The organism is Flavisericum labens, assembly GCF_045446075.1.
GTDB classification, from domain to species: Bacteria; Bacteroidota; Bacteroidia; order Flavobacteriales; family Flavobacteriaceae; genus Flavisericum; species Flavisericum labens.
Genome location: NZ_JBJJBQ010000008.1, coordinates 96607 through 123040, shown reverse-complemented (window position 1 = coordinate 123040; position 26434 = coordinate 96607). Strand labels below are relative to the sequence as shown.

Here is a 26434-nt window from a genome sequence, read left to right as displayed (position 1 = left end):
ATGAAAAAAAGCATTTACAATATACTAAAAGGGACTTTTCTGGTAAGTGATGATGCTTTTAAAAACTGGAGGTTCATTTTATTTATTTCAGGGCTTGCTATTATAATGATAGCCAGTTCGCACAGTGCTGATAAAAAAGTGTATGAAATTGCAAGGTTGAAAAATGAAGTAAAGGAAATGCGTTCGGCTTTTGTTGACGGTCGGTCAAAATTAATGAAGCTAAAAATGGAATCGCATGTTGTAGGTGTTATGAAAGATAAAGGATTGGCGCCCTCTGTAATTCCGCCCAAAAAGATAAAAGTAAAATCACAAAACTGATAAAGCAAACTTGGCAGTAAACGAGAAAAACATATTAAACCGTTTGTATTTTATCGCCGGATGTATGTTCGTTTTTGGGCTTGCTGTGGTGTTTAAGTTGTTGAGCATTCAGTTTATGCAAGGCGATAAATACCGGGCATTGGCCACCGAGCGTGTGGTAAAAGATGTCGTGATTCCTGCTAATCGTGGTAATGTATATTCCGTTAACGGAAATCTATTGGCTACCTCAATTCCAAAATATGATATCCGTTTTGATGCGATAACACCTTCAGCAAACACCTTTGAAGAATATGTGAAGCCACTTTCTGATGCGCTTTCGCAATATTCGGGTAAATCAGCAGCTAGTTATGAAAAGGCTTTAAGGCGTGCGCGTGCCAATAAAAACCGGTACTATTTACTGGCTAGGAATATCGGTTATTCTGATTATATCCGTTTCAGGAATTTCCCAATGTTGAGTTTGGGTGCATTTAAAGGCGGATTGATTGTAGAGCAAAAAACTAAACGCGAGCACCCAATGGGAGCTATCGCACAACGTTCTATTGGTTATGAACGATTTGACGACCAAGGCAATGTTACACGTGCTGGTATTGATGGTGCGTTTGGTGTAAAATATTTGCGAGGTACTAACGGCCAAAGAAAAAAACAGAAAATAGGTAAGGGGCAATGGAAGCCCTTAAGCGATGCTAACGAAATTGAGCCAAAAGATGGTTATGATGTTTATACCACCATTGATGTAAACATTCAGGATATAGCCCACCATGCTCTTGAAAGGCAGCTGTTGGAGTACGAGGCAGACCACGGCTGTGTTGTGGTTATGGAAACCAAAACTGGAGAAATTCGCGCTATTTCAAATTTAGGAAGAAATAAAAATGGACATTATTACGAGCGCTTGAATTATGCTGTAGGTGAATCGCACGAACCGGGGTCAACCTTTAAGGTGATGGCATTAATGGCTGCCTTAGAAGATAAAGTGGTTGATACATCCACGGTAATAGATACCAAATTGGGTTATAAGCGGTTCTACGGAAGGGCTATTTACGACACACATGGCCATGGAAAGATTTCAGCAGCAAGAACACTTGAGGTGTCTTCGAATATTGGTTTGGCTACTATAATTGACGAAGGGTATTCTAAAAACCCCAAGCTATTTATTGATCACTTAAAAAAATGGAATTTAAACAGATCTTTAGGGTTGCCGATAATTGGTGAAGGAAAGCCGGTTATTCCAGAGCCAGGTGATAAGATTTGGAGTAAAAATGCTTTGCCTTCAATGGCTTATGGTTACAATTTGAAGCTTACACCTTTGCAAACTTTAACTTTTTATAACGCCATTGCAAATAATGGTGTTATGGTTAAGCCAAGATTTATTAGAGAGGTTAAAGAGTTAGATTGGGTTATTGAAACTTTTGAAAGGGATGAGTCAGGTGAAAAAATCTGTTCTGATAAAACCTTAAAATCCATACAAACCATATTGAAGAATGTAGTGGAGCGCGGAACGGGGCGTTCGTTGTATTCTGAATATTTCTCAATGGCAGGAAAAACAGGGACGGCGCAAACCGAATATTGGATGAAGGATTGGAAGGAAAATAGAAGGTATATTTCTTCGTTTGCAGGTTATTTTCCGGCAGAAAACCCAAAGTATTCTTGTATTGTCGTGATTCATAAGCCCAGTGTTGAAAAGGGCTATTACGGAGCTGATGTTACAGGTCCAGTTTTCAAAAGAATTGCCCAGAAAATATTTACCGATACACCCATTATTGACGAGGTGCAAACTCTAGAAGTAAAAGTGGGTGAGGTTGAAAATGAATTTGAAAGCTATTTTGAAACCGCCCAAACCTATAAAACTATTATGCCGAATGTCGTTGGGCTCCCTGCAATGGATGCCTTGGCTCTACTGGAAAATATGCAAGTGAATCTTAAGGTCAAACTTAACGGTTCAGGTATTATAAAAACACAATCAATAAATAAAGACACCAAACTAAAGAGCAATCAGACCATAGTATTAAAAGCATCGTGAAGTCGCTAAAAGACATATTGTACAAAGTTTCAATTAACGCCGTAGTAGGAGCTACGAACGTAACTGTTGGTTCGATAGAATTTGATTCCCGAAAAATTCAAAAGGACGCTTTGTTTGTTGCTGTTCGAGGTTTAGTAGCAGATGGTCACAATTTTATAGAAATGGCTATTAAAACTGGTGCGGTTGCCGTGGTTTGTGAATCGTTACCTGAAAAATTAATTGAAGGTGTTACTTATGTTGAGGTGGATAACTCTAGTAAGGCCTTGGCTTTTATGGCTTCTAATTTTTATGATGCACCATCCGAAAACCTGAGACTTGTTGGGGTAACGGGTACCAATGGAAAAACCACTGTGGCCAGTTTGCTTTATCAGTTGTTCAAAAAAGCGGGTTACAAAGTAGGATTATTATCGACTGTAAAAATTATGGTTGACAATACCGAATATAAAGCCACGCATACCACACCAGATTCACTAACGATTAATAAGTTTTTAAGTGAAATGAATATAGCTGGTGTCGAGTTTTGTTTTATGGAAGTGAGTTCGCACGGCATACATCAATTTAGAACTGAAGGCCTGCAATTTGAAGGTGGAATCTTCACAAACCTGTCACATGACCATTTGGATTACCACAAAACCTTTGCGGAATACCGTGATGTTAAAAAGAAGTTTTTTGACGGTTTGTCAAGTAAAGCCTTTGCGCTTGTAAACGTTGATGATAAAAACGGATTGGTAATGCTTCAAAACACCAAGGCTAGAAAATATACTTATGCTTTAAAACAATATGCTGATTATAAATCGCAAATATTAGAAAATCAATTTGGTGGATTACTACTGAAGGTGAACGATAGTGAGGTATGGACGCGGTTAATTGGAAACTTCAATGCCTATAATGTTTTGGCTATATATGCTACCGCTGAGTTATTGGGGCTTGAAAAAGTGGAGGTTTTAAGGTTGATAAGTGATTTAGAAAGTGTTAGCGGACGGTTCCAATATATCGTTTCAAACGAAAAAATTACTGCGGTGGTCGATTATGCCCATACACCCGATGCCTTAAAAAATGTGTTGGAAACCATTAATAGTATCCGAACAAAAAACGAAGAACTCATTACTGTTGTTGGTTGTGGTGGTGATAGAGATGCAGCCAAGCGACCAAAAATGGGGCATATCGCATCGACTTTAAGTACTAAAGTCATTTTTACAAGCGACAATCCCCGGAGTGAAAAACCAGAAGATATTCTAAAAGATATTGAAGCTGGTATAGAGCCTCAAAATTTCAAAAAAGTATTAACTGTTGAAGATAGAAAACAGGCTATAAAGACGGCTTGTCAATTGGCCCAGCCTAACGATATCATTTTAATAGCCGGCAAGGGGCACGAAACCTACCAGGAAATAAAAGGCGAGCGTTTCGATTTTGACGATTTCAAAATCGTTCAAGAATTTTTAAAACAATTACAGAAATAGTAAACCATAGAAAAAAATAAATGCTGTTTTACCTATTTGAATATTTAGAAAAAGAATTTCAGTTTCCAGGAGCTACACTTTTTGGGTTTTTAACCTTTAGAGCGGCAGCTGCCATGATTTTGTCGTTGTTGATTTCTACAATTTATGGTAAGCGTATCATTCGGTTTTTGCAAAGAAAACAAATGGGGGAAACCATTAGGGATTTAGGTCTGGAAGGTCAAGCTGAAAAAGCTGGTACACCAACCATGGGTGGTATTATTATCATTTTGGCTACATTGATTCCTGTGGTGCTTTTGGCTAAACTTGAAAATATTTACATCATTCTTCTTATAGTTACTACTCTTTGGATGGGAGTTATCGGGTTTATTGATGATTACATAAAAAAATTCAAAAACGATAAAGAGGGGTTAAAAGGCCGCTTTAAGGTGATGGGGCAAATCGGTTTGGGAATCATTGTAGGTGCAACCTTATTTTTTAGTCCAGAGGTTACCATGAAGGAAAAGCTTCCCATTGAAGAACAGCGTGCCCTTCTTGCGGAAAACCCAGATATAGAACCGGCTAAACTATTCATGCCAGAGGAAAAATCCACTAAAACAACCATCCCGTTTGTAAAGGGCAATGAGTTTGATTATGCCAAGGTCATAACATGGATAAGTCCAGCTATGGAAAAATACGCGTGGATTATTTTCATTTTGGTTGCCATTTTTATTATCACGGCCGTGTCAAACGGCGCAAATCTTACCGATGGGATTGATGGTTTGGCAGCAGGAACCTCTGCTATTGTAGTACTCACTTTAGGGATTTTTGCATGGGTATCCGGTAATATCATTTTTTCGGAATATCTAAATATAATGTACATACCACGTGTGGAAGAAATCACCATTTATATTGCAGCTTTTGTAGGTGCGCTAATAGGTTTTTTATGGTATAATACATTTCCTGCACAAGTATTTATGGGTGATACGGGTAGTTTAACTATTGGAGGTATAATAGCTGTAATAGCTATTGCTGTGAGGAAAGAATGGTTAATACCTGTCCTTTGTGGGGTATTTTTAGCTGAAAACTTATCGGTGGTTTTGCAGGTGAGTTGGTTTAAATATACTAAAAGGAAATATGGAGAAGGCCGACGCATTTTTAGAATGTCACCGTTGCACCACCATTATCAGAAAAAAGGGTATCACGAAAGTAAGATAGCAACGCGATTTTGGATTGTCGGCATATTGTTGGCTATTGTGTCTATTGTAACCCTTAAAATCAGGTAATGAAAAGGTTGGTGGTGCTTGGGGGGGGAGAAAGTGGTGTTGGAACCGCACTTTTAGGAAAAGAAAAAGGTTTTGAAGTATTTGTTTCCGATATAGGAAAAATAAAAGAAAATTATAAACAAGTTCTTATACATAATGAGATTGAATGGGAAGATGAAACCCATACGGAATCCAAAATTCTGAATGCTGATTTGGTCATGAAAAGCCCTGGAATTCCAGATAAAGTTCCTTTGATAAAACAAATTCGTGAGAATGGAATTAAAGTAGTTTCAGAAATTGAATTTGCGGCAAAATTTACCGAGGCAGCTTTGGTTGCTATAACTGGTAGTAACGGAAAAACGACCACAGCTACGCTAGTACATCATCTTTTAATAGGTGAATTGAGCGTGGGTTTGGCCGGTAATATTGGCGATAGTTTTGCTAAGCAGGTTTTGGAAGAAGATTTTGAAAATTTTGTTTTGGAGGTTAGCAGTTTTCAGTTGGATGATATTGTTGATTTTAAACCAAAAATTGCCGTAATCACTAACATTACACCAGATCATTTAGATAGATATGATTACAAATTCGAAAATTATATCCAGTCGAAATTCAGAATTGCCATGAATCAAACTAAAGACGATTATTTGATTTATGATGCCGACGATGAAGTAATAACAAATCATCTTAAAAATCATCCAGTACAATCTACATTATTGCCATTTTCATTAGAGAAAAAGGTTGAAAATGGTGCTTATTACGAAAAAAACGAGATTAAAATAACAATAAATAACACTCAAATAACTATGCCAACAACAAAACTAACACTGGAGGGAAAGCACAATATTAAGAACGCAATGGCTGCTTCTACCGTTGCTCATTTGCTCAAAATTAGAAAGCAAACCATCAGGGAAAGCTTAGAAAACTTCCAAGGTGTTGAACACCGTTTAGAACAGGTATTGAAAATCAATAAGGTTCAGTATATAAATGATTCAAAAGCAACCAATGTTAATGCTACATATTATGCCCTTGAAAGTATGGACGCACCAACAGTATGGATTGTTGGTGGTGTGGATAAAGGCAATAATTACGAAGAGTTGTTTTCGTTTGTAAATGAAAAGGTAAAGGCTATTATTTGTTTAGGGGTAGACAACGAAAAGTTGATGAACACTTTTGGAAATATGGTTGATGTTATTATTGAAACTCAATTTATGAGTGAAGCTGTTAAAATTGCTTATAAACTGGCTGAGTCCGGTGATAATGTTTTACTGTCTCCTGCTTGTGCTAGTTTTGATTTATTTGAAAATTATGAAGATCGTGGGCGTCAATTTAAAGATTCAGTAAGAAACTTATAATCCCATCTTAATCTTTCAAAAGTGAAGAAACTGTTATGGCAAACTAAATATTAATTTTAAAAATCAATTTTTTCCTTCGGGGAAATGTCCGTAGGACAATGGGGAACGTGCTTAAAAATATAAAAGGAGATCGGTTAATATGGGCCATAGTAGCACTATTGGCTATATTGTCGTTCCTTCCTGTTTATAGTGCTGCCAGTAATTTGGCATACAAAGGCGGTGGGAGCAATACGTTCGCGTTTTTTGTTAAACATTTTGTGCATTTGGTTTTAGGTTTTTTTATTATGTATGGCGTACATAAAATTCCTTACCGCTATTTTAAAGGCTTGTCTCTAATAATGATTCCTATTGTTTTAGTGCTATTGGGGATTACCATGTTGCAAGGCACCACAATTGAAGGTGCCAATGCCAGCAGATGGATTCAAATTCCGTTTGTGGGTATGTCGTTTCAAACCTCTACGTTGGCAGCAGTGGTGCTTATGGTTTATGTGGCTAGGTATATGTCGAAAATAAAAGATGCGACCATCACCTTTAAATCGTCTATTTTACCACTCTGGTTACCTGTGTTTTTGGTGCTTATTTTAATTTTACCAGCTAACTTTTCAACGGCTGCCATTATGTTTTTAATGGTGCTTATGTTAGTGTTCTTAGGTGGTTACCCTATTCGCTATTTAGCTGTGATTGTTGGTTCAGGAATATTAGTTTTAACCTTATTTGTTTTAGTAGCTAAGGCATTTCCAGAGGCAATGCCAAACCGTATTGATACATGGATGGGCAGAATTGAAAGTTTTTCAAACCCTGAAGATACTGAAGCTGATTATCAAATAGAAAAAGCAAAAATCGCTATTGCTACAGGAGGAATACAAGGTGTTGGACCAGGTAAAAGTTTGCAGAAAAACTTTTTGCCACAATCTTCGTCCGATTTCATCTTTGCAATAATCATAGAGGAATATGGGCTGATAGGAGGGTTTATAATTATGGCACTCTATTTATGGTTATTGTTTAGAATAGTAATCGTAGCACAAAAGGCCGATACCATTTTTGGTAAACTTTTGGTATTAGGCGTAGGTTTGCCCATAGTATTTCAAGCATTGATAAACATGGCTGTGGCCGTAGAACTTTTTCCAGTAACAGGGCAAACATTGCCATTGATTAGTAGTGGTGGTACATCTATTTGGATGACCTGTTTGGCTATTGGTGTTATTTTAAGTGTGAGTGCCAAGCGAGAAGAAATAAAAGAACAAGAAACAAGTGAAGAAAATCCGTTAGAAATTCTTTCGGAAGCCATTTAATGAAAAACTATAAAATCATATTGTCTGGAGGAGGAACTGGAGGTCATATTTACCCAGCCATTGCTATTGCAAATGAGCTAAAATCGCGCTATCCAGATGCCGAATTTTTATTTGTTGGAGCCAAAGACCGCATGGAAATGGAAAAAGTACCGCAGGCAGGTTACGAAATTAAAGGCTTATGGATTTCAGGTATTCAGAGAAAGCTAACTTTGAAAAACTTCAGTTTTCCGTTTAAGGTATTGAGTAGTTTGCTAAGCGCTCGAAAAATAGTCAAAAACTTTAAACCAGATATCGCAATAGGTACTGGCGGTTTTGCTAGTGGGCCATTGTTGCAAATGGCAGCTTCTAATGGAGTGCCAGCACTAATTCAGGAGCAAAACTCATATCCTGGAATAACAAATAGGCTCTTAGCAAAAAAAGCCAAAAAGATTTGTGTAGCATATGATAATTTAGAACGATTTTTTCCAAAGGAAAAGATTGTGAAAACTGGAAACCCAGTGCGTCAAGGTTTGCTGAGTATTGAAAACAAAACAGTTGAAGCTAAAGATTTTTTTGGTCTACAACATGGAAAACATACACTTTTGGTGATTGGTGGTAGTTTGGGGTCTAGACGAATAAATCAGTTAATTGAAAAGGAATTGGACTTTTTAGATACTCAAAATATTCAAATTATTTGGCAGTGTGGAAAGCTGTATTATCAGCAATACAAAATTTACAATCATACCAAAAATGTGCAAGTTTTTGAGTTTTTAAACGATATGGATTTAGCTTACGCTGCTGCAGACTTGGTAATCTCAAGAGCGGGGGCTAGTTCGGTATCAGAGCTTTGCATTGTCGGTAAGCCGGTTATTTTTATCCCGTCGCCTAACGTGGCCGAAGATCATCAAACCAAGAACGCTATGGCTATTGTAGATAAAAAGGCAGCAATGATTATCAAGGAGGAAGATTTGGACGCTGATTTTGAGAATAACTTTTCGCAGTTGGTGGCCTCTTCAGAAAAACAGGAAGAACTAGGTAAAAATATAAAAAAACTGGCATTGGTGAATGCCACAAAGGATATAGCAGACGAAGTAGAAAAACTTTTGAAAGTGAAGAAATGAATTTAAACCAGATACATAACGTTTATTTTATCGGTATTGGGGGTATCGGAATGAGTGCTTTGGCGCGTTATTTTCAGGCTAACAATAAAAATGTGGCTGGTTATGATAAAGCTTCAACCGATATTGTTGATGGGTTGGTAGATTTAGGTATTAAAGTTCATTTTGAAGATGCCGTTGAATATATCCCTTCAGTATTTCTAAATATTGAAAGAACTTTAGTGGTTTATACGCCGGCTGTACCCAAACAACATAAAGAACTAAATCACTTTATTGATAATGGGTTTCAGGTGATGAAACGTTCAAAATTATTGGGTTTAATAACCGAAAACACGTTTTGTTTGGCTGTGGCAGGAACGCATGGAAAAACCACCACAACCAGTATTTTGGGGCATTTAATGTATGAATGTAATGTGCCATTAACCGCATTTTTAGGTGGCGTTAGTGAAAACTATAATTCGAATTTGATTTTAAGTGGTACAGAAGTTACAGTGGTTGAGGCAGATGAATTCGACCGTTCTTTTTTGGCTTTGTCACCAAATTTTGCTGGAATTACCTCAATGGATGCCGATCATTTAGATATATATGGAGATGCCGAATCTTTAACTAAGTCATTTGAAGATTTCTCGAAAAAAATAAAACCAAATGGTAAACTGTTTGTCAAAAACGGTTTGCCTTTAAACGGTATAACCTATGGAATTGAAGACAATTCGGACTATACCGCCCAAAATATAACAATAGAAAATGGTGCTTACGTTTTTGATGTAAAAACACCAAAAAAGGTACTTAAAAATATAGAGTTTAACCTACCTGGTAGACATAATTTGTCGAATGCTTTAATAGCCTTGGCGATGGCTGTAGAATATGGTTGCCCACACCAACAGCTCGCCAAAGCTTTAGCATCTTATAAAGGCGTAAAACGGCGATTTACAACGCATATAAAAACTGATGAATTGGTTTTTATTGACGATTATGCCCATCACCCCGAAGAAATAAATGCTGTTCATCAAGCTGTTAGGGAGATGTATCCTGATAAAAAAGTGCTGGCGGTTTTTCAGCCACATTTATACAGTCGAACCCGTGATTTTGTGGACGGTTTTGCCGAAAGCTTATCAAAATTTGACGCCTTGTTATTGCTTGATATTTATCCCGCAAGGGAATTACCAATAGAAGGGGTAAATTCCGAATGGTTGTTAGGAAAAGTGAAGGGTAAAAACAAGAAATTGGTTAGTAAAAAAGAATTGGTTTCAGAAATACATAAAAGTAAGCCCCAAGTTGTATTGACTATTGGTGCAGGCGATATTGGAGAGGAAGTAAAACGAATTAAAAAAGAATTTAGTGTTGCGAATTAACTGGAACTACATAAAAATGTTAGTATTACTGGGCTTAGTGGTCTTTTTGTTTGCTTTTGCAACCAAAAGAAACGGAGCCAGGGAAATTTCTCAGCCAAATATCCAATTTATTGGAGAAAACAACCTGTTTATTACCAATGAGGCTGTTAGTAAATTGTTAATACAAAATTCTGGTGCTGTTAAAAACGTACCCAAAGAAACTTTAGTTTTGAATGAGTTAGAAAATGCCCTCAAATCTAATCCAATGATAAAGACTGCAGAAGTGTATGTGGCTGTAAATGGAATGCTTAATGCTGAAGTAGAACAAAAAACACCTATTGCCAGAGTAAGTACAAATGCGTCTTATTACGTTGACGACGAAGGTTCCTTTATGCCATTGTCCGGCAATTATTCCGCTAGAGTACCATTGGTTACTGGTTATGTAGAAAAAAATAATTTAACCAACGTCTATAAAATAGCTCGTAAGGTTAAGAAAGATGAGTTTTTAAAAAAACACGTTATTGAAATTCATCAAGATATAAATAAACAGCTTTATCTAAGACTTAGGCAGTGTTCATTTTTAGTACAGTTGGGGAGTGTAGATTTTTTGGATAAAAAAATTAATAACCTAAAAGCTTTTTACAATAAAAACCTAAAAGACAAAACGTTGAATAATTATGGTAAGGTTAATTTACAATTTGAGAACCAAGTTATATGTACTAAAATTTAAACTATGGAGCATAATTTAGCAGTAGGATTAGACATAGGGACCACAAAAATTGTGGCGATGATTGGGCGTAAAAATGAATACGGCAAAGTCGAAATTTTTGGTATAGGTAGGTCAAAAAGTTTGGGAGTGCACCGCGGGGTGGTAAACAACATCACGCAAACCATACAATCTATTCAACAGGCTGTACAAGAAGCCGAAGCTGCTGCAGATATAAAAATTGAAGATGTTACTGTAGGGATTGCAGGCCAGCATATAAGAAGTCTTCAACATAGCGATTATATAACGCGTTCAAATTCTGAAACGGTAATTGATGATGACGATATAGATAGGTTAATTAACCAAGTACACAAGTTGGTGATGCTTCCTGGTGAAGAAATTATTCATGTGCTTCCTCAGGAGTACAAGGTGGACGGGCAGGCTGAAATAAAAGAACCCATAGGGATGTACGGCGGACGTTTGGAAGCCAATTTCCATGTGGTCGTAGGTCAAGTGTCATCCATAAGAAATATTGGTCGTTGTATACAAAGTTCTGGTCTGAATTTAGAAGGTATTACCCTCGAACCTTTGGCATCAGCCAATGCTGTTTTAAGCCAAGAAGAAAAAGAGGCGGGAGTGGCGTTGATTGATATTGGAGGCGGAACAACCGACTTGGCTATTTTTAGAGATGGGATAATTCGTCATACCGCGGTGATTCCATTCGGAGGAAATGTTATTACCGAAGATATCAAAGAAGGCTGCTCCATCATAGAAAAGCAAGCAGAACTTTTAAAGATTAAATTCGGTTCGGCTTGGCCAGGAGAAAATAAGGATAACGAAATTGTTTCCATTCCAGGTTTAAGAGGCCGGGAACCAAAGGAAATTACTTTGAAAAATTTGTCCAAAATTATTCATGCACGTGTAGTAGAAATAATAGAACAAGTGTATGTTGAAATTAAAAATTACGGGCACGAAGAACAAAAGAAAAAATTGATTGCAGGGATTGTGCTAACTGGTGGTGGTAGCCAGTTAAAACATTTAAAGCAATTGGTAGAATACATAACAGGTATGGATACCAGAATAGGCTATCCAAACGAGCATTTAGCAGGTGACAGTGATGATGATATTACGAGCCCATTGTTTGCAACAGCCGTAGGATTGGTTTTAGATGGCCTGAAGCGTAACGAAAGAAAGAAAATAGAGCAGCAACAGCTAGAGGAGGTTGAAAATGAAGAAAGCGAGTTAGGAGATGAAGAAATTAAAGAAAAACCAATTAAGGAGCGTCGATCATTCCTTGATAAGTTAACCGAACGCGTTAAAGATTTTTTAGATAACGCAGAATAATAATTAAATCCATTGAAATTAAAATATAGTATAAAACCCCGGAAAATAAGAATTTTATGAGCAGCAAAAAAGAATTCGACAGTATCGCATTTGATTTACCCAAAAACCAGTCAAGTGTCATTAAAGTTATCGGTGTTGGTGGCGGTGGGAGTAATGCCATTAACCACATGTTCCAACAAGGTATTAAAGGTGTTGATTTTTACATCTGTAATACAGATTCGCAAGCACTGCAAAACAGTGGTGTTTCAAATAAAATCCAATTAGGCGTTAACTTAACCGAAGGTTTGGGCGCTGGTGCAAATCCGGAAATCGGAGAGCAAGCCGCTATAGAAAGTTTCGAAGATATTTCGCAAATGCTCGATACCAACACTAAAATGGTGTTCATCACTGCTGGCATGGGTGGTGGAACAGGTACTGGAGCTGCGCCTGTTATTGCAAAAATGGCCAAAGATCTTGATATTTTAACGGTAGGTATCGTAACCATGCCGTTTCAGTTTGAGGGTAGAATGCGTATTGAACAATCGCAAAAAGGTATTGAAAAGTTAAGAGATGTAGTAGATTCTTTAATTGTAATTAACAATAACAAACTTCGCGAGGTTTATGGTAACCTTGGCTTTAAAGCTGGGTTCTCAAAAGCAGACGAAGTGCTATCTACCGCTGCTCGTGGTATTGCCGAAGTTATTACGCACCACTACACACAAAATATTGATTTACGCGATGCCAAAACCGTGTTGAGTAACAGTGGAACTGCCATTATGGGTTCCGCTCTGGCATCAGGTCAAAACCGTGCTCAAGAAGCTATTAGAAAGGCTTTGGATTCGCCATTACTTAACGACAACAAGATTACTGGGGCTAAAAATGTATTGCTGTTAATCGTTTCTGGCACACAAGAAATTACCATTGATGAAATTGGTGAGATTAATGATCATATTCAAAATGAGGCAGGTCACGGTGCTAATATAATAATGGGTGTGGGTGAAGATGAATCTTTAGATGAGTCTATTGGTGTTACCATTATAGCAACGGGGTTTAACATTGAACAACAAGACGAAATTTCGAATACCGAAGTTAAAAAAGTAGTGCATTCGCTCGGAGAAGACCAAGAATTGCAGCCTAAGGAAAAAGAGCCTGTTATTATTGCGCCAAGTATAGAGCTGGAAGAGAAAAAGGAGCCACCTGTTGTAAGGCATACCTTGGATTTAGAAGCGGACGAAGATGAACTTAATAATTTCTCAAAACCTTCAGCTAAAAAGCAGAGTCTGGATAATTCTTTAAAAGGCTTCAATTTAATTTCTACTTCAGAAATCATTAAAAACATTGATGTGGTTTACGAAGAAGTAAGCGCTAATATGGAAGAGGAGGACGATTTTATCATTAAACCGGTAACTAGAATGGGGGCCGAACCTGATGAAACCAAGAATGCAGAAGTGTTTTCAGACCAAATTGAAGAAGAGCAGCAAATTACATTAACTTTTGATTTACCTATTTCTGATTACAAGGAAGAAAAAAAATCAAAACAAGATGACGTGGTGTCGTACGATTTAGATGAAGATGAAGTAAAGGACATAAAAGTTAACAATTATACTGAGTTAATTACTATCAATGAGACTACTGAAGAGGGGGATGTTCGTTATGTTTTAGATGATTATGCTGAAGTTGAATCATCAATGAATGGTAAACAATCTCAACCAACAAAAGTACAGGAAAAGGCTGATCAAGAAGTCATTTTTGAAAAGAAAGTGGTAAAGGAACCTGTGAAAGAGCAGGGGCCAGAAGATGATATAGATCCGATGAATATGCCTATTTCGGAACTGCTAAAAGAAAGAGCGGCAGAACGTAGACGAAAAATGAAGGATTTCAATTATAAATTCAACAATGCAAAAATTGATGATATTGAAAAGGTGCCTGCTTATAAGCGTCAAGGCTTGGATTTAAGTGATACTAGACATTCGTCGGAAAACGATATGTCTAGAATAAGTATAGGCACAGATGATAACGATGATATAAAGTTAAGAAGCAATAATTCATTTTTGCATGATAACGTAGACTAATTGCATTAGAATTTAGCCGCTATGTTTATTCTAACCCGAAAAGTCCCTCACTTTTCGGGTTTTTTTGTTTTTAGGTTTTATTATTTCTATTTCGAATTTTTTGAAATAAAATAATAAAGCATTCTTGCCGAGGCAGAAATCTATTTTTATCTTCGCAGCAACATTAGCCTTTAAAAATATGAGTTTACAGCAAGATGTAATGGCGGCTTTAAAAGAAGCCATGAAATCAAAAGACCAAACAGCTTTGGCGGCCTTACGTGCCGTTAAATCGGCTATATTATTGGCGCAGACAGAGAGCGGTGCAAAAGAAGAATTGACAGAAGAGCAAGAGCTTAAAATACTTCAAAAGCAAGTAAAGCAAAGACGAGACAGCGCGGCTGTTTATTTAGAGCAAAACCGTGAAGATTTAGCAGCTCCAGAATTAACTGAAGCTGATATTATCTCGCAATTTTTACCTGAGGCTTTAACGGAAGAGGAAATTGAAAAGGTAGTTGTCGCCATCATTGAGCAAACCGGAGCAGAGGGCATGAAAGATATGGGCAAGGTAATGGGTATGGTTAGTAAGGAACTTGCTGGGCAAGCCGATGGGAAAACCATATCGTCTATTGTAAAAGTAAAATTGTCAAATTAAATATTGTTCACGGTAAATTATTGCTGTGAATTTATAATGGCCCCGTGGCGCAACTGAATAGCGCATCAGATTTCGGCTCTGAGGGTTGGGGGTTTGAATCCCTCCGGGGTCACAAGCATAAATCCTAATTCATTATTTATTAATGTTTTAGGGTTTTTGTTTTTGACCAATTTGTGATAGTTTTTATCCTGTTACAAGATGATAAAAATTTTATCCCGTCCTTTATAATAAATGCTATAAATTTTGTCTTTAGCAGGTAAAGTTTTAAAAACTATCACTCTCGTATTTTTTGAGCACGGTACAGCCCGTCTGTAGATTGTAATAATTTATTTTTAAGAACTGGACTAAAATCTGGATTGTCATTTAAAAATTCTTGTAGAACCTGATAGGCATCTTCGGAAGAATAGCGACCAATGGTAGCATCGAGCCAAGCTTTTGGGAAAAATATATCACCCGTTCGTTGTATTTCTTCAACTAAATCCAAACAAAACCTTAAATGCTTTTTAGCCGAATCTTGCCGCAATGGATGATGAATATAGCTTAAGGCAGAAAGTACCCATGATTCTTTTTCTCTATTTTCTGGTTTTGAGAGCGATTTCATAAAACCATCTCGAATGGATTCACTATTTGACAAGGCTGGAAGCAAAAACTTAAAGCGCTCTTTTCTATCGGTATTTGTAATGTCGTTTTGTGCTTGATTTAAAATTTCTTGTGCTTTTTCGTGATTATAAATGGCCAACGTTGTGGCCAAACCCGTATAATCGTTTTCATTTAGTCTTAGATTATCAATCTTTGTAGTTTTATTCCAAATATCATACAAAAAGGCCTTGCCGCCTTCAGAATAAGCTATGCTCTGGTATAAATAAAACACAGTTTTTTTGATGCTTGGGCTCAGGTTTTCATTCAAGCGAGATTTTAAAATGGTTTCAAGAGGTTCTAGCATTTTTTCGCGGTCATTGGCAGATAAGTATTTCCAAAAAACACTTCCTATCTTTCGTGAAACCAAATTAATAATGAGGTCTTCATCCTCAAATTTAAAACCTTTTATTAACTCATTAAGAGTGACCTTCGGCGACACATTACCATTTAACATGTTTTCATATAAATTTATATAACAATATCCGCGGGCCACTTCATCTTTAATATCTATAATTCTCAAATTTGAAACATCAATAGGAAACACCCCATAACCCAAGCCGTTATAATTATATATTAAAGCTTCAGGTTTAGGCATGCCTTTAACCTTATTTAATTTTATTTTTCGGCCTTTTATGTTCACCGAAACCATATGGACCGAATCTTTATATATAAGGCCTAAATCAAAAGCTTGAGCCCATAATTTATCTTTTCCATCTTCTGCTGATTGATAAATTTCAAAACTGTCAATTTTACCACCTTTGTAAGTAATACTATCAGAAATTAACGGACGCCCGGATTGGTTTACCCAAATCTCGCTCCACTTATTTAAGTCTATAGGGGTTTCTTTATCAAGCAAATCCACCAAATCATTCCAATCGGCATTATCATTGGCGTACTTCTTAATATAATTGCGCATGCCATTGTTAAAGGGTTGCTCGCCCATAATGGCTTCAAGCTGGCGCATCATAATTGGCGCTTTATGGTATATAATATTTCCATAAAGTGTTCCAGCATTTTTTAAGTTATTCAATTTCTGACGAATCGGAGTGGCGCCCTGTGTGCGGTCTTCACTATAAGCGCTGGGATAATGTGATGTTAAAAAGCGTAAATCATGATTTATTTCAGGGAAAGAACCCTTTACAATTTTATCGGCTATAAAATTGGCAAATACTTCTTTTAACCAAACATCATCAAACCATTTCATGGTCACTAAATCGCCATACCACATATGCGAGGTTTCGTGAGCTATCAATCGCGCCCTATTTAATAGGCGTTCTTGCGTGGTGCTTTCATCCAAAAACAATGAAGATTCTCTATATTGAATTGCTCCAACATGTTCCATTCCTCCATATTGAAACCCTGGAATTGAGGCAAAATCCATTTTTTGAAACGGAAAATCGTACTGTGTGTAATCTTCTAAAAATTCAACAGATTCTTGGTGCAGGTTAAAAATGTCATCAATGCTGGCATTAATTTTTGCTTCATCGTTTTCCCTGAAAAGTAAAGTCATTGCCCTGTCTCGTGGTTTCTTTTCAACTTCGTTAAATACTCCCGCCACGAACGAAAATAGATAAGTACTCATTTTATCAGACATTTTGTAAACATGCCTTGTGAAATCAACTCCCTCTTCTTTTTGATTCAATGCTGCGCCAGTTAAAACATTCCACGCTTTTGGAGCAGTGATTTCCAGTTTGTATTTGGCTTTTAAATCTGGTTGGTCAAAGCATGGAAAAAGTGTGCTGGCTCGGTCTGGCACCAACAAGGTGTACAAATAGTCCTCATTTCTGTTTAACGATTTTTCGCCAGCATCAAATACAACTACAATAATATTGGAGCCATTTTTTAAATACTTTTTATCTATAATAAGATGCTCTTTTTGATGGTTTACCGGAATCGAATCTCCATTTGCCAGTACTTTCTTCAAATTAGATTTGTCTTCGTTAAAATCTAAATACAAATGATTTTTTTTATCGTTTAAATTTAGATTCAACTCTAGTTTTGACGGAATTGATTCCTCTTTGTCAAGTGGGATATGAAATGATAAATGGTAAACAAGATCAGACACCTGATGTTTTCTTAAAGTTGCCAAATCTGAAGAAACACCCTCCACTAATAAAGTGTCTTTTTCAGGTTTGGTGTTGCATGAAAATATAGCGATTAGAGAGAAAACAAAAAAAAGGTATTTCATGGGCATTTTAGATTATTTAACATTTGGTGATTGTGATAAAATATAATTCTTTCTTAAATTTCTTAAATATCAGATATCTCAGGATGACTAAGCGAATATTTATAGGTCACTCTTAATGTTGTAAAACGTGTTTGTATTAGGAAAATCGTGAGTCACCAAACGATTAACTAATTTTAAAACTAGCAATTTTTTATATACGGTGCTGTCAATATTTCTCTTTTTTTAAGTGTTAAGTTAAAGTGAAATTTTTTATCTCCTAAAAAAACATAACTTTAACGGTTAATGATAATACGTAATCATTTCAATATTTATTAAATATTCAATCAAGGTGCTTTTTTAGTCTATGCTAATACTACGAACTGTTATTGATTCATATGTAGGAAGTATTATACTTGGAGTTCTAATCTGTGGTGTCATTGTACTTCTATTTTTATATATAAGGAAATTAATAACAACGGTTTTAGATGCTATGGAGATGGTCTATGCCTCATTTGCTAAGCGGCCAATATTTGTACATTTTTATTTAATAAAAAGAAAGCTCGCGCCAAAACAAATCAGATTATTAGAGGAACATTTTACATTTTATAATAGGTTAGATAAGAAATATAAAATTTATTTTAGGCATCGCGTAGCTACTTTTATTAAAGAAAAGGATTTTCAAGGAAAGGATGGTTTTGTAATTACGGAAGAGGTGAGGGTACTGGTTTCAGCTACTGCCGTAATGCTAACTTTTGGATTTAGAAATTATATAATTGATTATCTGAAACATATTTTTGTTTACCCAAAAGAGTACTATTCAAAAATAAATAACGCATACCATAAAGGAGAGTATAATGCAAGGTTTGAAACATTAGTGCTGTCATGGGATAATTTCGTAGAGGGTTTTAGAATAGAAGATGACAAGTTAAACCTGGGAATTCATGAATTTGCTCATGCCATACACTATAATAGTATAAAACAGGAAGATATTAATTCTATATTGTTTGTAGATACGTTTAATGAACTTAGGGAAGAACTTACCACGAACCAGCAGCTGAAAAGCAAATTGGTAAACTCAAATTTTATTAGAAGTTATGCTTGGACGAATGATTCTGAATTACTGGCCGTTATAATAGAAACTTTTATTGAGGCTCCTGAAGAGTTCGATAGTTTGTTTCCTCAGGTATATAGTAAGCTAAAGCAAATGCTAAACTTTAATTTTCCAGTTTATAAATTGATTACTTAATATTTTTGAATTGTATATTATAACAAGTTTACTATATAATATATGTTGGTAAAATTAAAGGCTGTTTTATCCTTAGCTTCAATGTTAAGGTTAAACATTTATATTTAGTATATTCCAGTAAAAATTAGATTAAATGAAGCGTATTATTTTATTATTCATCCTTGGAGGAATTTGGTGCCTATCAGCTCAAAAAAAAACAACTTATACTTATGCTGTTAAAGGAGATGACACTTTGAAATTAGATGTGTATGCTCCAAGAAAAATAAAGAAGTCTAAAAAATTACCGGTTCAACTTTGGATGCATGGCGGTGGGTTCTCAGCAGGTTCACGAGATAATAAGAATATTGAGGAATTCTGCAAATATGCTTCTAATAATGGGTATGTTGGAATTTCTATTTCATATCGCTTATTAAGAAAGGGGGCGGAAAATGGTTTTGGTTGCAACTGCAGTAAGCATGAGAAACAGGAAACCTTTAAACAAGCTGTTATTGATTATTTGGATGCCACCAAATTTATTGTAGAGCATGCTGAGGAACTTCAAATTGATACCACAAAAATTATAGCAGGAGGTAGCAGTGCTGGTGCAGAAACCGTTTTAAACGCAGTTTTTATGCGCAACTACTTTGTAGATGAATTGGAAGATTATAGTCATTTAAAATTCGCAGGTGTGTTTTCTTGTGCCGGTGGAGTTGTTGATGCTAGTTATTTAACCAAAGACAATGCCGTACCTTCGGTGCTGTTCCATGGTACAAATGATAAATTAGTCCCTTTTGATAATGCACCACATCATTACTGTGAGCCGACTAGAGATGGCTATATATTTATGGACGGCTCAAATGTTATTGCAAAAAAATTAGATGAACTTGAAACCGCTTTTTATTTCAATATTGTAAAGGAAGGTGGCCATGAAGTTGCAGGAATTCCGTTTAGCGAGTTAGATGAGGTTTTTAAATTTTTTGAACGTACTGTTTTAAATAATAACATCGTACAAACAAAAATTATTCAAACCAAAAGAAATAGTCCTTAAAGGTTTTTGTTCGGGTAAATTAATTGTGAATAGAATTTGATTTTATGGTATGACTTTTATCATACATTATCAGGTTTTAGATTAGTAATTTTAAACATACTAAGCTGAAATATAATTGAGATGATACGAAAAGAACCAATTTCATTGATAATGACAGAGCATGTTATTACATTGAACCAGAAAGATTCCTTAGAAAAAGCAGAGTATTTATTTAAGCATCACACTATTAGGCATATACCAGTTGTAAAAAACAAAATGGTTATAGGTATGTTAAGCTATACCGATTTACTTCGATTAAGTTTTGCCGATGTTACAGATGAGGTCGATGTGCCTGCCGATGTTATGGTCTATAATACCTTTACTATTGGGCAGGTTATGAAGCGAAATATAGTTACTGTTTCTACTTCCAATTCGATAAAGGAAGTGGCTAAAATTTTGGCTACTCAAGAATTCCATGCTTTACCAGTTGTGGATAATAATACTTTGGTGGGAATTGTTACAACAACCGACCTAATCAAGTATTTGCTTAAACAATTCTAAGATTAGAATTGTTTACGTTTTAAAATGACACTTAATTAATGTTGTCATTTTGCGATATCACGTTATTTGAATTTTTAAAATTACAACTATGAGAACTTTTGTACCAGTTTCTTCTATAATGACAAAAAATATTATAGCACTTACGAAATCAGATGACTTAGAGCGGGCAGAGAAACTTTTTAATCTTCATAAGATTAAGCATATTCCTGTTGTATACGAGGAATCTATTATTGGTATATTAAGCTTTACTGATTTGATGCGAATTAGTCAGGCTGAAGAATCAATAGATGAGAACGGTTCGGTTGATTCGGTTGTTTATAACAACTTTACCATTGAGCAAGTCATGGTGAAAGACGTGGTTACTGTTACCAGCGATACCAGTATAAAGGAAGTTACTAAGATTTTATCAAATCGCGAGTTTCATGCCTTACCAGTTGTAGACAATGGCGATTTGGTAGGTATTGTTACTACAACAGATTTGCTTAAATATTACTACAAACAACTTTAAGAGTTGGCTATAGCCTTTAAATCTTTAATAGTCTCAGAAGGTGTTTTGCTCTTAAAAATGTAACTGCCGGCAACAAAGGTGTCTGCGCCAGCATCAGCGAGTTGTTTTATGTTTTTGTTGCTAACCCCACCATCAATTTCAATTCGGGTATTCAGGCCTTGTTCATTGGCCATTGTACGAAGCTTTTTTATTCTTTCGTAAGTAATATCTTCAAATTTTTGACCTCCAAACCCTGGGTTTATTGACATGAGTAGAACCATGTAGCATTTAGGTAAAATATCTTCTAATACTGAAACGGGCGTAGTTAAGTTTAAAACAACTCCAGCTTTGCATCCCGCGTTTTCAATTTGGGTTAGTGTTCGGTGTAAATGTACGGTAGATTCGTAGTGTACGGTAATAATATCTGCCCCAACTTTAGCAAATTCTTCAATGTATCGCTCGGGTTTTTCAATCATTAAATGAACGTCGAGCGGCTTAGTGGCATGTTTCTTTATAGCTTGTATTACTGGCATGCCATAAGAAATATTGGGAACGAAATGGCCGTCCATTACATCAATATGAAACCAGTCGGCATCGCTATTATTGACCATTTCAATGTCGCGTTGCAGGTTGCCAAAATCCGCTGCAAGCAATGAAGGAGCTATTAATTTAGAATTCATTAAAGTGGGTTATTATTATTTGGTAAAAATAACAGTTTTTTTTTGACTTAATTACTGTTAATAAAGTTTTCGACCATTAAAATAACTTTATTGGCGTATGGGCTATCGGCTTCTCGTAGCCATTCAAGATATTGATAAAGATCATTTAAGGCCTGTTTGTTGTCAACAATTGTGAAACCGAAGTTGTAATCTTCAAAAATACGTTGTTCTATCTGCGTGCTTATAACCTTAAAAATATTGCGGTGTCTCTTGTCTTCTTGTATTTTATTGAAAGTTTGATCAACCGAACTGGCTTCTCCCTCTAAAACTTGAAGAAAATTACTGTTTTTGTAAATAAGTACACCTGTTATGTTTTGTTTTTTGTTGTTTACACTAGCTTTTTGGTATAGTGACTTTAATTTATCTATGGATTCATGTTTGATTGAATCGCTTATATAGCAAATAGTTTTGATCATTGGTGGTTAAGGTTGATTAGTCACGAAGTTAAAAAAATAATACAAAGGAAATTTATTGAAAATAAAAAATAAACCCCCGGTAATCAGCCGGGGGTTCTTTCATCAATCAAAAAACGAACAGTTATTTGTGTAACTGTTGTTATTTTAATTTAGTCGTAATTTCAGTGTGAAACTATCCTAAATATGTTTTTAATATTTTACTTCTAGACGTATGTTTTAATCTACGTATAGCTTTTTCTTTTATCTGTCTAACACGCTCACGAGTTAAATCGAATGTTTCTCCAATTTCTTCCAAGGTCATTGGGTGCTGGTTTCCTAGGCCAAAATATAAACGGATAACATCAGCTTCACGAGGCGTTAAGGTTTCCAGAGCACGTTCAATTTCTGTGCGTAAGGATTCATGTAATAATTCTTTATCCGGATTTGGAGACTCACCACTATTTAGTACGTCGTAAAGGTTTGAATCCTCTCCTTCAACTAAGGGTGCATCCATACTAACGTGACGACCAGAATTTTTCATCGATTCTTTAACGTCGTTAATAGTCATGTCCAATTCTTTAGCAATCTCTTCTGCTGAAGGCGGACGTTCATGACTTTGCTCTAAGAACGCAAAGGTTTTATTGATTTTATTAATAGAACCAATTTTGTTCAATGGCAAACGCACAATACGCGATTGTTCGGCCAAAGCCTGAAGAATGGATTGACGAATCCACCAAACGGCATACGATATAAATTTGAAACCACGGGTTTCGTCAAATCGTTGTGCTGCTTTAATCAAACCTAAATTACCCTCATTAATTAAATCTGGTAGGGTTAAACCTTGATTTTGATATTGCTTCGCTACCGATACAACGAAACGTAAATTAGCTTTCGTTAATTTTTCCAAAGCTATTTGGTCACCAGCTTTAATACGCTGAGCTAATTCAACTTCTTCGTCTGCGGTAATTAAATCAACTTTACCAATTTCTTGCAGGTATTTGTCTAACGAAGCGGTTTCTCTATTGGTAACCTGCTTCGTAATTTTAAGTTGTCTCATCTAATTTTCTCCTGTTAATTTAAATGTGAATAAAAGGGCCTTTAGTAGTTATACGTAAAAACTAAACTAAATGTTACAAAAAGATAATGTTTTTTTACTCTGTCAATTTTTTAGACACCTAAAAAAGGGATGGGTCACAATGATTTTTGATAAGAACAAAAAATCAGTAATTAATTTAAATTTTAATTAATTTCTTGTCGTTTAGATTGATGGCGTCCATCATATCTTGAGAAAATTTGTAGTGGCCACGCTTGGTGATTAATTTAAAGCGGTGCTGCTTCAAGTTGCTCAGCGTGTTCAAGAAAAGCCATTTTGATTTTAGAAGCTTGGGTCTTTCTGATTTAAGGCTAATATCAAAATAGTATTTTCTACCTTCTTTAACAGCAACCAAATCTGGGGTAACAGAAATGTCACTACCTGCTTTAATATATGATTTTGGTGTTTCGTAACCATCTGTATCGGCTTTAATATTTTCGTAACCGTGATTTTCTAAATAAGCTATAGAATCTTCTAAAACGTCTGTATATTTTTCTTTGTCTTCTTGAATCATAACTTGTAAGATATTAAAAATGAGGTTAAAAGCAAATTTTTAACATCATTTAACGTTTGTGAAATTGTTATTCAAAATCAAAAGCATCATTATCTAAAACAATTCGTTCGCGAAGTCTATTGATTTTATGAATCATACGGTTAAAAAACAATGACCTATCTTTCTCACCTGCATTTACTAAGAGTTTAGAAATACTCATTTGTTTTTCAAAAAACTCATGCATAAGTTCACAAGTAGGTTGGTGCTCTATTTTAAAATAACTAATTATGGTAAAAGGGGTGAAAAATACTTTTTGGTAAGGTGTTTTTACCATAATAGTATTACTCATAGTATGAATTTCACTAAAGTATAAATTATAAATAGCTTTATTTTTAGAACCAAATAAAGATTGCTGAATAGCTTGTTTTTCAATTAGTCTAATAATATCTTCAATGTCATTACATATAAGTAAAGCCAATTCTTTTGACAGTGAACTAGAGTCAAAGTAATAAAGTACTTGCTGTAATGTGTTATTAATGGTCGTGTTATTCCAAATTTCAGTAATATTAATGTCTTTATAAACTTGCCCCAATTTAAATGCGCTCTCAAGTAATGTCTCTGGCATGTTTTTTATGAAATCATCAAAAGTAACTTTGTTTCTTGTCATATTTGGGTCTAAATCTTTCAGCCATACATACATTTTGTATCTAGATAGAAAAGAATCTTTAAGCGTATGAAAAAGAGGAATGTCCTTTGCTGAATAAATGATAGAGGCACTTTTAAGCTTAGTTAAAGGATAAAGATTATTATATGATTGGTCTAGCCAATTTTCAAGTCCTTTAATATCACGTATTGGTGGAGATAAATCAGCTACTATAGTATTTTGGTTACCTACTTCAAATAATTTATTAAGTGAAATTTTGTAATGTCTGGCAAGTTTAACGCTTTCGTCAAGGGAAAGACTTGTCTTTAAATTAATTCGCCTGTAAGCAGCATCGTATCCCACATCCAAAATACTGGCAACTTCTTCAACGAAAGAAGTATTGTCTCCGGCTTTTTCTTTGAGGTGTTTAATAAATAGTTCTTGCATTTTTTGAGAAATCGCAAGTAGGTTTTAATAGATTTTGTGAAATTTAATAAAAATTTATTGGATTTTTGGATAATTCCCTAAAAGGTTTCTCGAATATTGCAAGTATATTTATTGTATATTTAAATAATTGTGAAAACAACAGCTACATATTCAAATTCAATGATATTCAAACTTTTGGATAAATATATCTGTTACGTGGTTGTAAGGAAAAGTCATAAAATTTTATTTAAGCAAAAATCTTCGGAAAGGTTAAGGGCGTCTAAAACCCAATTATGCTAGATTAAAAAGCAAAAATTACCGTTTCTTTCCTGAACAAATTACTCATCATTTTACTATATTAATGTTTTCTTAGAATTTTCTATTACCGAAAAAAAAATTGGGCATTGCCAACATTTACTATGTAAAACTCGGTCTTTTTTTCTAAATTCGTTAGAACTAACCAATTAATTTCCTTTTTATGGTGAAAATCATCAATTTTTTGTTGATTTCAGGTGTAATCCAAGGTTTTGGATTTAATCTGGTTACCATCTTTGTTAAAAAGAAATACGACAAGGTTATTATATTTCTAAATTTAATCGTGTTGTTTATTTCACTAAATAACTTACAAGCATGGTTGATTGACCAGGGTTATATTTGTTCATTATTTGTGATTAAGCATTTAGAAGTGCCATGGTATTTATTGATCTTCCCCATGTTTTATGCGTTTACTGCAAATTTTTTAAGAGTTGAAAAACGCGTTAATGATTTTATAAAGCCATCTTTGGTTATCTTTATTTTAGAAATCATTATCCGACTCTGTATAATTTCCATTGTGTATTACGATTCAAACAAAGAGGCGGATTTGATTGAAAAATATACGAGCATAGAGGAAATTTGTAATGTTTTCTATTGCATTTTCTTGTTTATAAATGCTAGTGTTCTTGTTTTAAGGAAGCATGAAATGCTTGATTATATTTTGGCGTTCGATGACCTAAAATGGATAAAATGGTTCATCAGGTTAGGGTCGGTGGTTATTTTATTGTGGGTAACAGCTATTATTATTAAAAACACGATAGGTGATGAAACAGCTTATTACCCTTTAAGGTTAGGTACTTCTTTTTTGTTGTATTGGATAGGTTATCAAGGGTTCTACAAGTATAATGTGGTGCAAGATCGTATTTTTTTAAGAAGTACCATTGCCAATAATGAAGTCTTGATTTCCTCTAATCGCGAAGATTATTTGTCCGATCAAAAAGACGACTTTATCAATGAAAAGCACCAAAAGGAATTTGAATCGATTAAAGACCACATTGTTAAAAATAAATTGTACCTCAACCCATTGCTAAGTATGGAAACCATAACAGATGAAATGGGAATTAGCAAAAGCCATTTGTCTAAATTGATTAATAGTTATAGTCAATATAATTTTTCTGATTTTATAAATTCTCTAAGAGTTGAGCAGGCCAAAAAATTTCTGTCTAATGATGAATTTAGTGAATATACCATAGTTGCCATTGGGTTAGAATGTGGGTTTAACTCAAAATCAACCTTTTATTCTGCTTTTAAGAAATTTACTTCACAAACACCAAGTAGTTTTAGAGACCAATTTTAGCGAATATAGTCCGAGATTATCGTTGGACATCCTAATTAATACACAATAGACCTTCTCGGATATTAATACGTCTTGTTACTAATAATTTTACGATTAGTTAAAATAAT

General features: G+C 35.1%; 23 protein-coding genes and 1 tRNA gene. 18 read left to right on the top strand and 6 right to left on the bottom strand.

The window, feature by feature from the left end; all coding sequences use genetic code 11:
* From ACIEHO_RS13145 to ACIEHO_RS13085, 13 genes are all read left to right on the top strand, one after another.
* Positions 1 to 318 carry an FtsL-like putative cell division protein gene (locus tag ACIEHO_RS13145; protein WP_406972450.1) on the top strand — a complete coding sequence of 106 codons (318 nt, stop codon included), beginning with the start codon at positions 1 to 3 and terminating at the stop codon, positions 316 to 318.
* A 64-nt stretch (positions 319 to 382) separates the two neighbouring features.
* Entirely contained in the window at positions 383 to 2335 is a 1953-nt protein-coding gene (locus tag ACIEHO_RS13140; protein WP_406972502.1) for a penicillin-binding protein, read from the top strand.
* The gene (locus tag ACIEHO_RS13135) at positions 2332 to 3795 is read left to right on the top strand and encodes a UDP-N-acetylmuramoyl-L-alanyl-D-glutamate--2,6-diaminopimelate ligase (RefSeq protein WP_406972448.1); all 1464 of its coding nucleotides are present in this window, start codon (positions 2332 to 2334) and stop codon (positions 3793 to 3795) included. The genes ACIEHO_RS13140 and ACIEHO_RS13135 overlap by 4 nt, the downstream gene beginning before the upstream one ends.
* Positions 3796 to 3815: 20 nt before the next feature.
* Positions 3816 to 5057, top strand: coding sequence for a phospho-N-acetylmuramoyl-pentapeptide-transferase (gene mraY / locus ACIEHO_RS13130; RefSeq protein ID WP_406972446.1), 1242 nt, complete (start codon positions 3816 to 3818; stop codon positions 5055 to 5057).
* Positions 5057 to 6388: a UDP-N-acetylmuramoyl-L-alanine--D-glutamate ligase gene (gene murD / locus ACIEHO_RS13125; RefSeq protein ID WP_406972444.1), complete on the top strand. Its 1332-nt coding sequence runs from the start codon at positions 5057 to 5059 to the stop codon at positions 6386 to 6388. The genes mraY and murD overlap by 1 nt, the downstream gene beginning before the upstream one ends.
* 98 nt (positions 6389 to 6486) lie before the next feature.
* A complete protein-coding gene (locus tag ACIEHO_RS13120) occupies positions 6487 to 7680 on the top strand; it encodes an FtsW/RodA/SpoVE family cell cycle protein (protein WP_406972442.1) in 1194 nt (397 codons plus the stop codon).
* Complete coding sequence (gene murG / locus ACIEHO_RS13115; protein WP_406972440.1) at positions 7680 to 8780, top strand: undecaprenyldiphospho-muramoylpentapeptide beta-N-acetylglucosaminyltransferase; 1101 nt, start codon at positions 7680 to 7682, stop codon at positions 8778 to 8780. The genes ACIEHO_RS13120 and murG overlap by 1 nt, the downstream gene beginning before the upstream one ends.
* Positions 8777 to 10129 (top strand): UDP-N-acetylmuramate--L-alanine ligase, encoded by a 1353-nt coding sequence (gene murC / locus ACIEHO_RS13110; protein ID WP_406972438.1) that lies wholly within the window; start codon positions 8777 to 8779, stop codon positions 10127 to 10129. Before murG ends, murC begins: the two co-directional genes overlap by 4 nt.
* Positions 10130 to 10145: 16 nt before the next feature.
* Positions 10146 to 10838, top strand: coding sequence for a cell division protein FtsQ/DivIB (locus tag ACIEHO_RS13105; RefSeq protein ID WP_406972436.1), 693 nt, complete (start codon positions 10146 to 10148; stop codon positions 10836 to 10838).
* Positions 10839 to 10841: 3 nt separating this feature from the next.
* Positions 10842 to 12158 (top strand): cell division protein FtsA, encoded by a 1317-nt coding sequence (gene ftsA / locus ACIEHO_RS13100; RefSeq protein ID WP_406972434.1) that lies wholly within the window; start codon positions 10842 to 10844, stop codon positions 12156 to 12158.
* 56 nt (positions 12159 to 12214) lie between these two features.
* Positions 12215 to 14209 carry a cell division protein FtsZ gene (gene ftsZ / locus ACIEHO_RS13095; protein ID WP_406972432.1) on the top strand — a complete coding sequence of 665 codons (1995 nt, stop codon included), beginning with the start codon at positions 12215 to 12217 and terminating at the stop codon, positions 14207 to 14209.
* Between the two features lie 178 nt (positions 14210 to 14387).
* Positions 14388 to 14840, top strand: a complete 453-nt coding sequence (locus ACIEHO_RS13090) for a GatB/YqeY domain-containing protein (protein WP_406972430.1) — start codon at positions 14388 to 14390, stop codon at positions 14838 to 14840.
* 38 nt (positions 14841 to 14878) lie between these two features.
* Positions 14879 to 14952 (top strand) — tRNA-Arg (locus ACIEHO_RS13085).
* Positions 14953 to 15114: 162 nt separating this feature from the next.
* On the opposite strand, the gene ACIEHO_RS13080 is transcribed toward ACIEHO_RS13085, so the two are convergent.
* Positions 15115 to 17667 (bottom strand): M1 family aminopeptidase, encoded by a 2553-nt coding sequence (locus ACIEHO_RS13080; protein WP_406972428.1) that lies wholly within the window; start codon positions 17665 to 17667, stop codon positions 15115 to 15117.
* 343 nt (positions 17668 to 18010) lie between these two features.
* On the opposite strand from ACIEHO_RS13080, the gene ACIEHO_RS13075 reads away from it, so the two are divergent.
* The 4 genes from ACIEHO_RS13075 to ACIEHO_RS13060 all read left to right on the top strand — a co-directional run bounded on the left by ACIEHO_RS13075 (position 18011) and on the right by ACIEHO_RS13060 (position 20967).
* Positions 18011 to 18892 (top strand): zinc-dependent peptidase, encoded by an 882-nt coding sequence (locus ACIEHO_RS13075; RefSeq protein ID WP_406972426.1) that lies wholly within the window; start codon positions 18011 to 18013, stop codon positions 18890 to 18892.
* 133 nt (positions 18893 to 19025) lie between these two features.
* Positions 19026 to 19919, top strand: coding sequence for an alpha/beta hydrolase (locus tag ACIEHO_RS13070; RefSeq protein WP_406972424.1), 894 nt, complete (start codon positions 19026 to 19028; stop codon positions 19917 to 19919).
* 120 nt (positions 19920 to 20039) lie between these two features.
* Positions 20040 to 20459 carry a CBS domain-containing protein gene (locus tag ACIEHO_RS13065; protein ID WP_406972422.1) on the top strand — a complete coding sequence of 140 codons (420 nt, stop codon included), beginning with the start codon at positions 20040 to 20042 and terminating at the stop codon, positions 20457 to 20459.
* An 88-nt stretch (positions 20460 to 20547) separates the two neighbouring features.
* The gene (locus tag ACIEHO_RS13060) at positions 20548 to 20967 is read left to right on the top strand and encodes a CBS domain-containing protein (RefSeq protein WP_406972420.1); all 420 of its coding nucleotides are present in this window, start codon (positions 20548 to 20550) and stop codon (positions 20965 to 20967) included.
* Here the strand turns inward: ACIEHO_RS13060 and rpe are convergent.
* The 5 genes from rpe to ACIEHO_RS13035 form a co-directional block, all read right to left on the bottom strand.
* Positions 20964 to 21626, bottom strand: a complete 663-nt coding sequence (rpe, locus tag ACIEHO_RS13055; RefSeq protein WP_406972418.1) for a ribulose-phosphate 3-epimerase — start codon at positions 21624 to 21626, stop codon at positions 20964 to 20966. The two genes, ACIEHO_RS13060 and rpe, sit on opposite strands and share 4 nt — an antisense overlap.
* A 47-nt stretch (positions 21627 to 21673) precedes the next feature.
* A complete protein-coding gene (locus ACIEHO_RS13050; RefSeq protein ID WP_406972416.1) occupies positions 21674 to 22081 on the bottom strand; it encodes a BLUF domain-containing protein in 408 nt (135 codons plus the stop codon).
* A gap of 172 nt (positions 22082 to 22253) precedes the next feature.
* Entirely contained in the window at positions 22254 to 23117 is an 864-nt protein-coding gene (locus tag ACIEHO_RS13045) for a sigma-70 family RNA polymerase sigma factor (RefSeq protein ID WP_019387909.1), read from the bottom strand.
* A 175-nt stretch (positions 23118 to 23292) separates the two neighbouring features.
* A complete protein-coding gene (locus ACIEHO_RS13040; RefSeq protein WP_406972413.1) occupies positions 23293 to 23667 on the bottom strand; it encodes a hypothetical protein in 375 nt (124 codons plus the stop codon).
* A gap of 67 nt (positions 23668 to 23734) precedes the next feature.
* Entirely contained in the window at positions 23735 to 24736 is a 1002-nt protein-coding gene (locus ACIEHO_RS13035; protein ID WP_406972411.1) for a hypothetical protein, read from the bottom strand.
* A gap of 457 nt (positions 24737 to 25193) precedes the next feature.
* On the opposite strand from ACIEHO_RS13035, the gene ACIEHO_RS13030 reads away from it, so the two are divergent.
* Entirely contained in the window at positions 25194 to 26327 is a 1134-nt protein-coding gene (locus ACIEHO_RS13030; RefSeq protein WP_406972409.1) for a helix-turn-helix domain-containing protein, read from the top strand.
* The last annotated feature ends 107 nt before the right edge of the window (positions 26328 to 26434 follow it).

Excerpts from the sequence above, each read along its gene's own strand:
- ACIEHO_RS13145 (WP_406972450.1), top strand. The coding sequence starts at position 1 with ATGAAAAAAAGCATTTACAATATACTAAAAGGGACTTTTCTGGTAAGT.
- ACIEHO_RS13140 (WP_406972502.1), top strand. The coding sequence starts at position 383 with ATGTTCGTTTTTGGGCTTGCTGTGGTGTTTAAGTTGTTGAGCATTCAG.
- mraY (WP_406972446.1), top strand. The coding sequence starts at position 3,816 with ATGCTGTTTTACCTATTTGAATATTTAGAAAAAGAATTTCAGTTTCCA.
- murD (WP_406972444.1), top strand. The coding sequence starts at position 5,057 with ATGAAAAGGTTGGTGGTGCTTGGGGGGGGAGAAAGTGGTGTTGGAACC.
- ACIEHO_RS13120 (WP_406972442.1), top strand. The coding sequence starts at position 6,487 with ATGGGGAACGTGCTTAAAAATATAAAAGGAGATCGGTTAATATGGGCC.
- murG (WP_406972440.1), top strand. The coding sequence starts at position 7,680 with ATGAAAAACTATAAAATCATATTGTCTGGAGGAGGAACTGGAGGTCAT.
- murC (WP_406972438.1), top strand. The coding sequence starts at position 8,777 with ATGAATTTAAACCAGATACATAACGTTTATTTTATCGGTATTGGGGGT.
- ACIEHO_RS13105 (WP_406972436.1), top strand. The coding sequence starts at position 10,146 with ATGTTAGTATTACTGGGCTTAGTGGTCTTTTTGTTTGCTTTTGCAACC.
- ftsA (WP_406972434.1), top strand. The coding sequence starts at position 10,842 with ATGGAGCATAATTTAGCAGTAGGATTAGACATAGGGACCACAAAAATT.
- ftsZ (WP_406972432.1), top strand. The coding sequence starts at position 12,215 with ATGAGCAGCAAAAAAGAATTCGACAGTATCGCATTTGATTTACCCAAA.
- ACIEHO_RS13090 (WP_406972430.1), top strand. The coding sequence starts at position 14,388 with ATGAGTTTACAGCAAGATGTAATGGCGGCTTTAAAAGAAGCCATGAAA.
- ACIEHO_RS13080 (WP_406972428.1), bottom strand. The coding sequence starts at position 17,667 with ATGAAATACCTTTTTTTTGTTTTCTCTCTAATCGCTATATTTTCATGC.
- ACIEHO_RS13075 (WP_406972426.1), top strand. The coding sequence starts at position 18,011 with ATGCTAATACTACGAACTGTTATTGATTCATATGTAGGAAGTATTATA.
- ACIEHO_RS13070 (WP_406972424.1), top strand. The coding sequence starts at position 19,026 with ATGAAGCGTATTATTTTATTATTCATCCTTGGAGGAATTTGGTGCCTA.
- ACIEHO_RS13065 (WP_406972422.1), top strand. The coding sequence starts at position 20,040 with ATGATACGAAAAGAACCAATTTCATTGATAATGACAGAGCATGTTATT.
- ACIEHO_RS13060 (WP_406972420.1), top strand. The coding sequence starts at position 20,548 with ATGAGAACTTTTGTACCAGTTTCTTCTATAATGACAAAAAATATTATA.
- rpe (WP_406972418.1), bottom strand. The coding sequence starts at position 21,626 with ATGAATTCTAAATTAATAGCTCCTTCATTGCTTGCAGCGGATTTTGGC.
- ACIEHO_RS13050 (WP_406972416.1), bottom strand. The coding sequence starts at position 22,081 with ATGATCAAAACTATTTGCTATATAAGCGATTCAATCAAACATGAATCC.
- ACIEHO_RS13045 (WP_019387909.1), bottom strand. The coding sequence starts at position 23,117 with ATGAGACAACTTAAAATTACGAAGCAGGTTACCAATAGAGAAACCGCT.
- ACIEHO_RS13040 (WP_406972413.1), bottom strand. The coding sequence starts at position 23,667 with ATGATTCAAGAAGACAAAGAAAAATATACAGACGTTTTAGAAGATTCT.
- ACIEHO_RS13035 (WP_406972411.1), bottom strand. The coding sequence starts at position 24,736 with ATGCAAGAACTATTTATTAAACACCTCAAAGAAAAAGCCGGAGACAAT.
- ACIEHO_RS13030 (WP_406972409.1), top strand. The coding sequence starts at position 25,194 with ATGGTGAAAATCATCAATTTTTTGTTGATTTCAGGTGTAATCCAAGGT.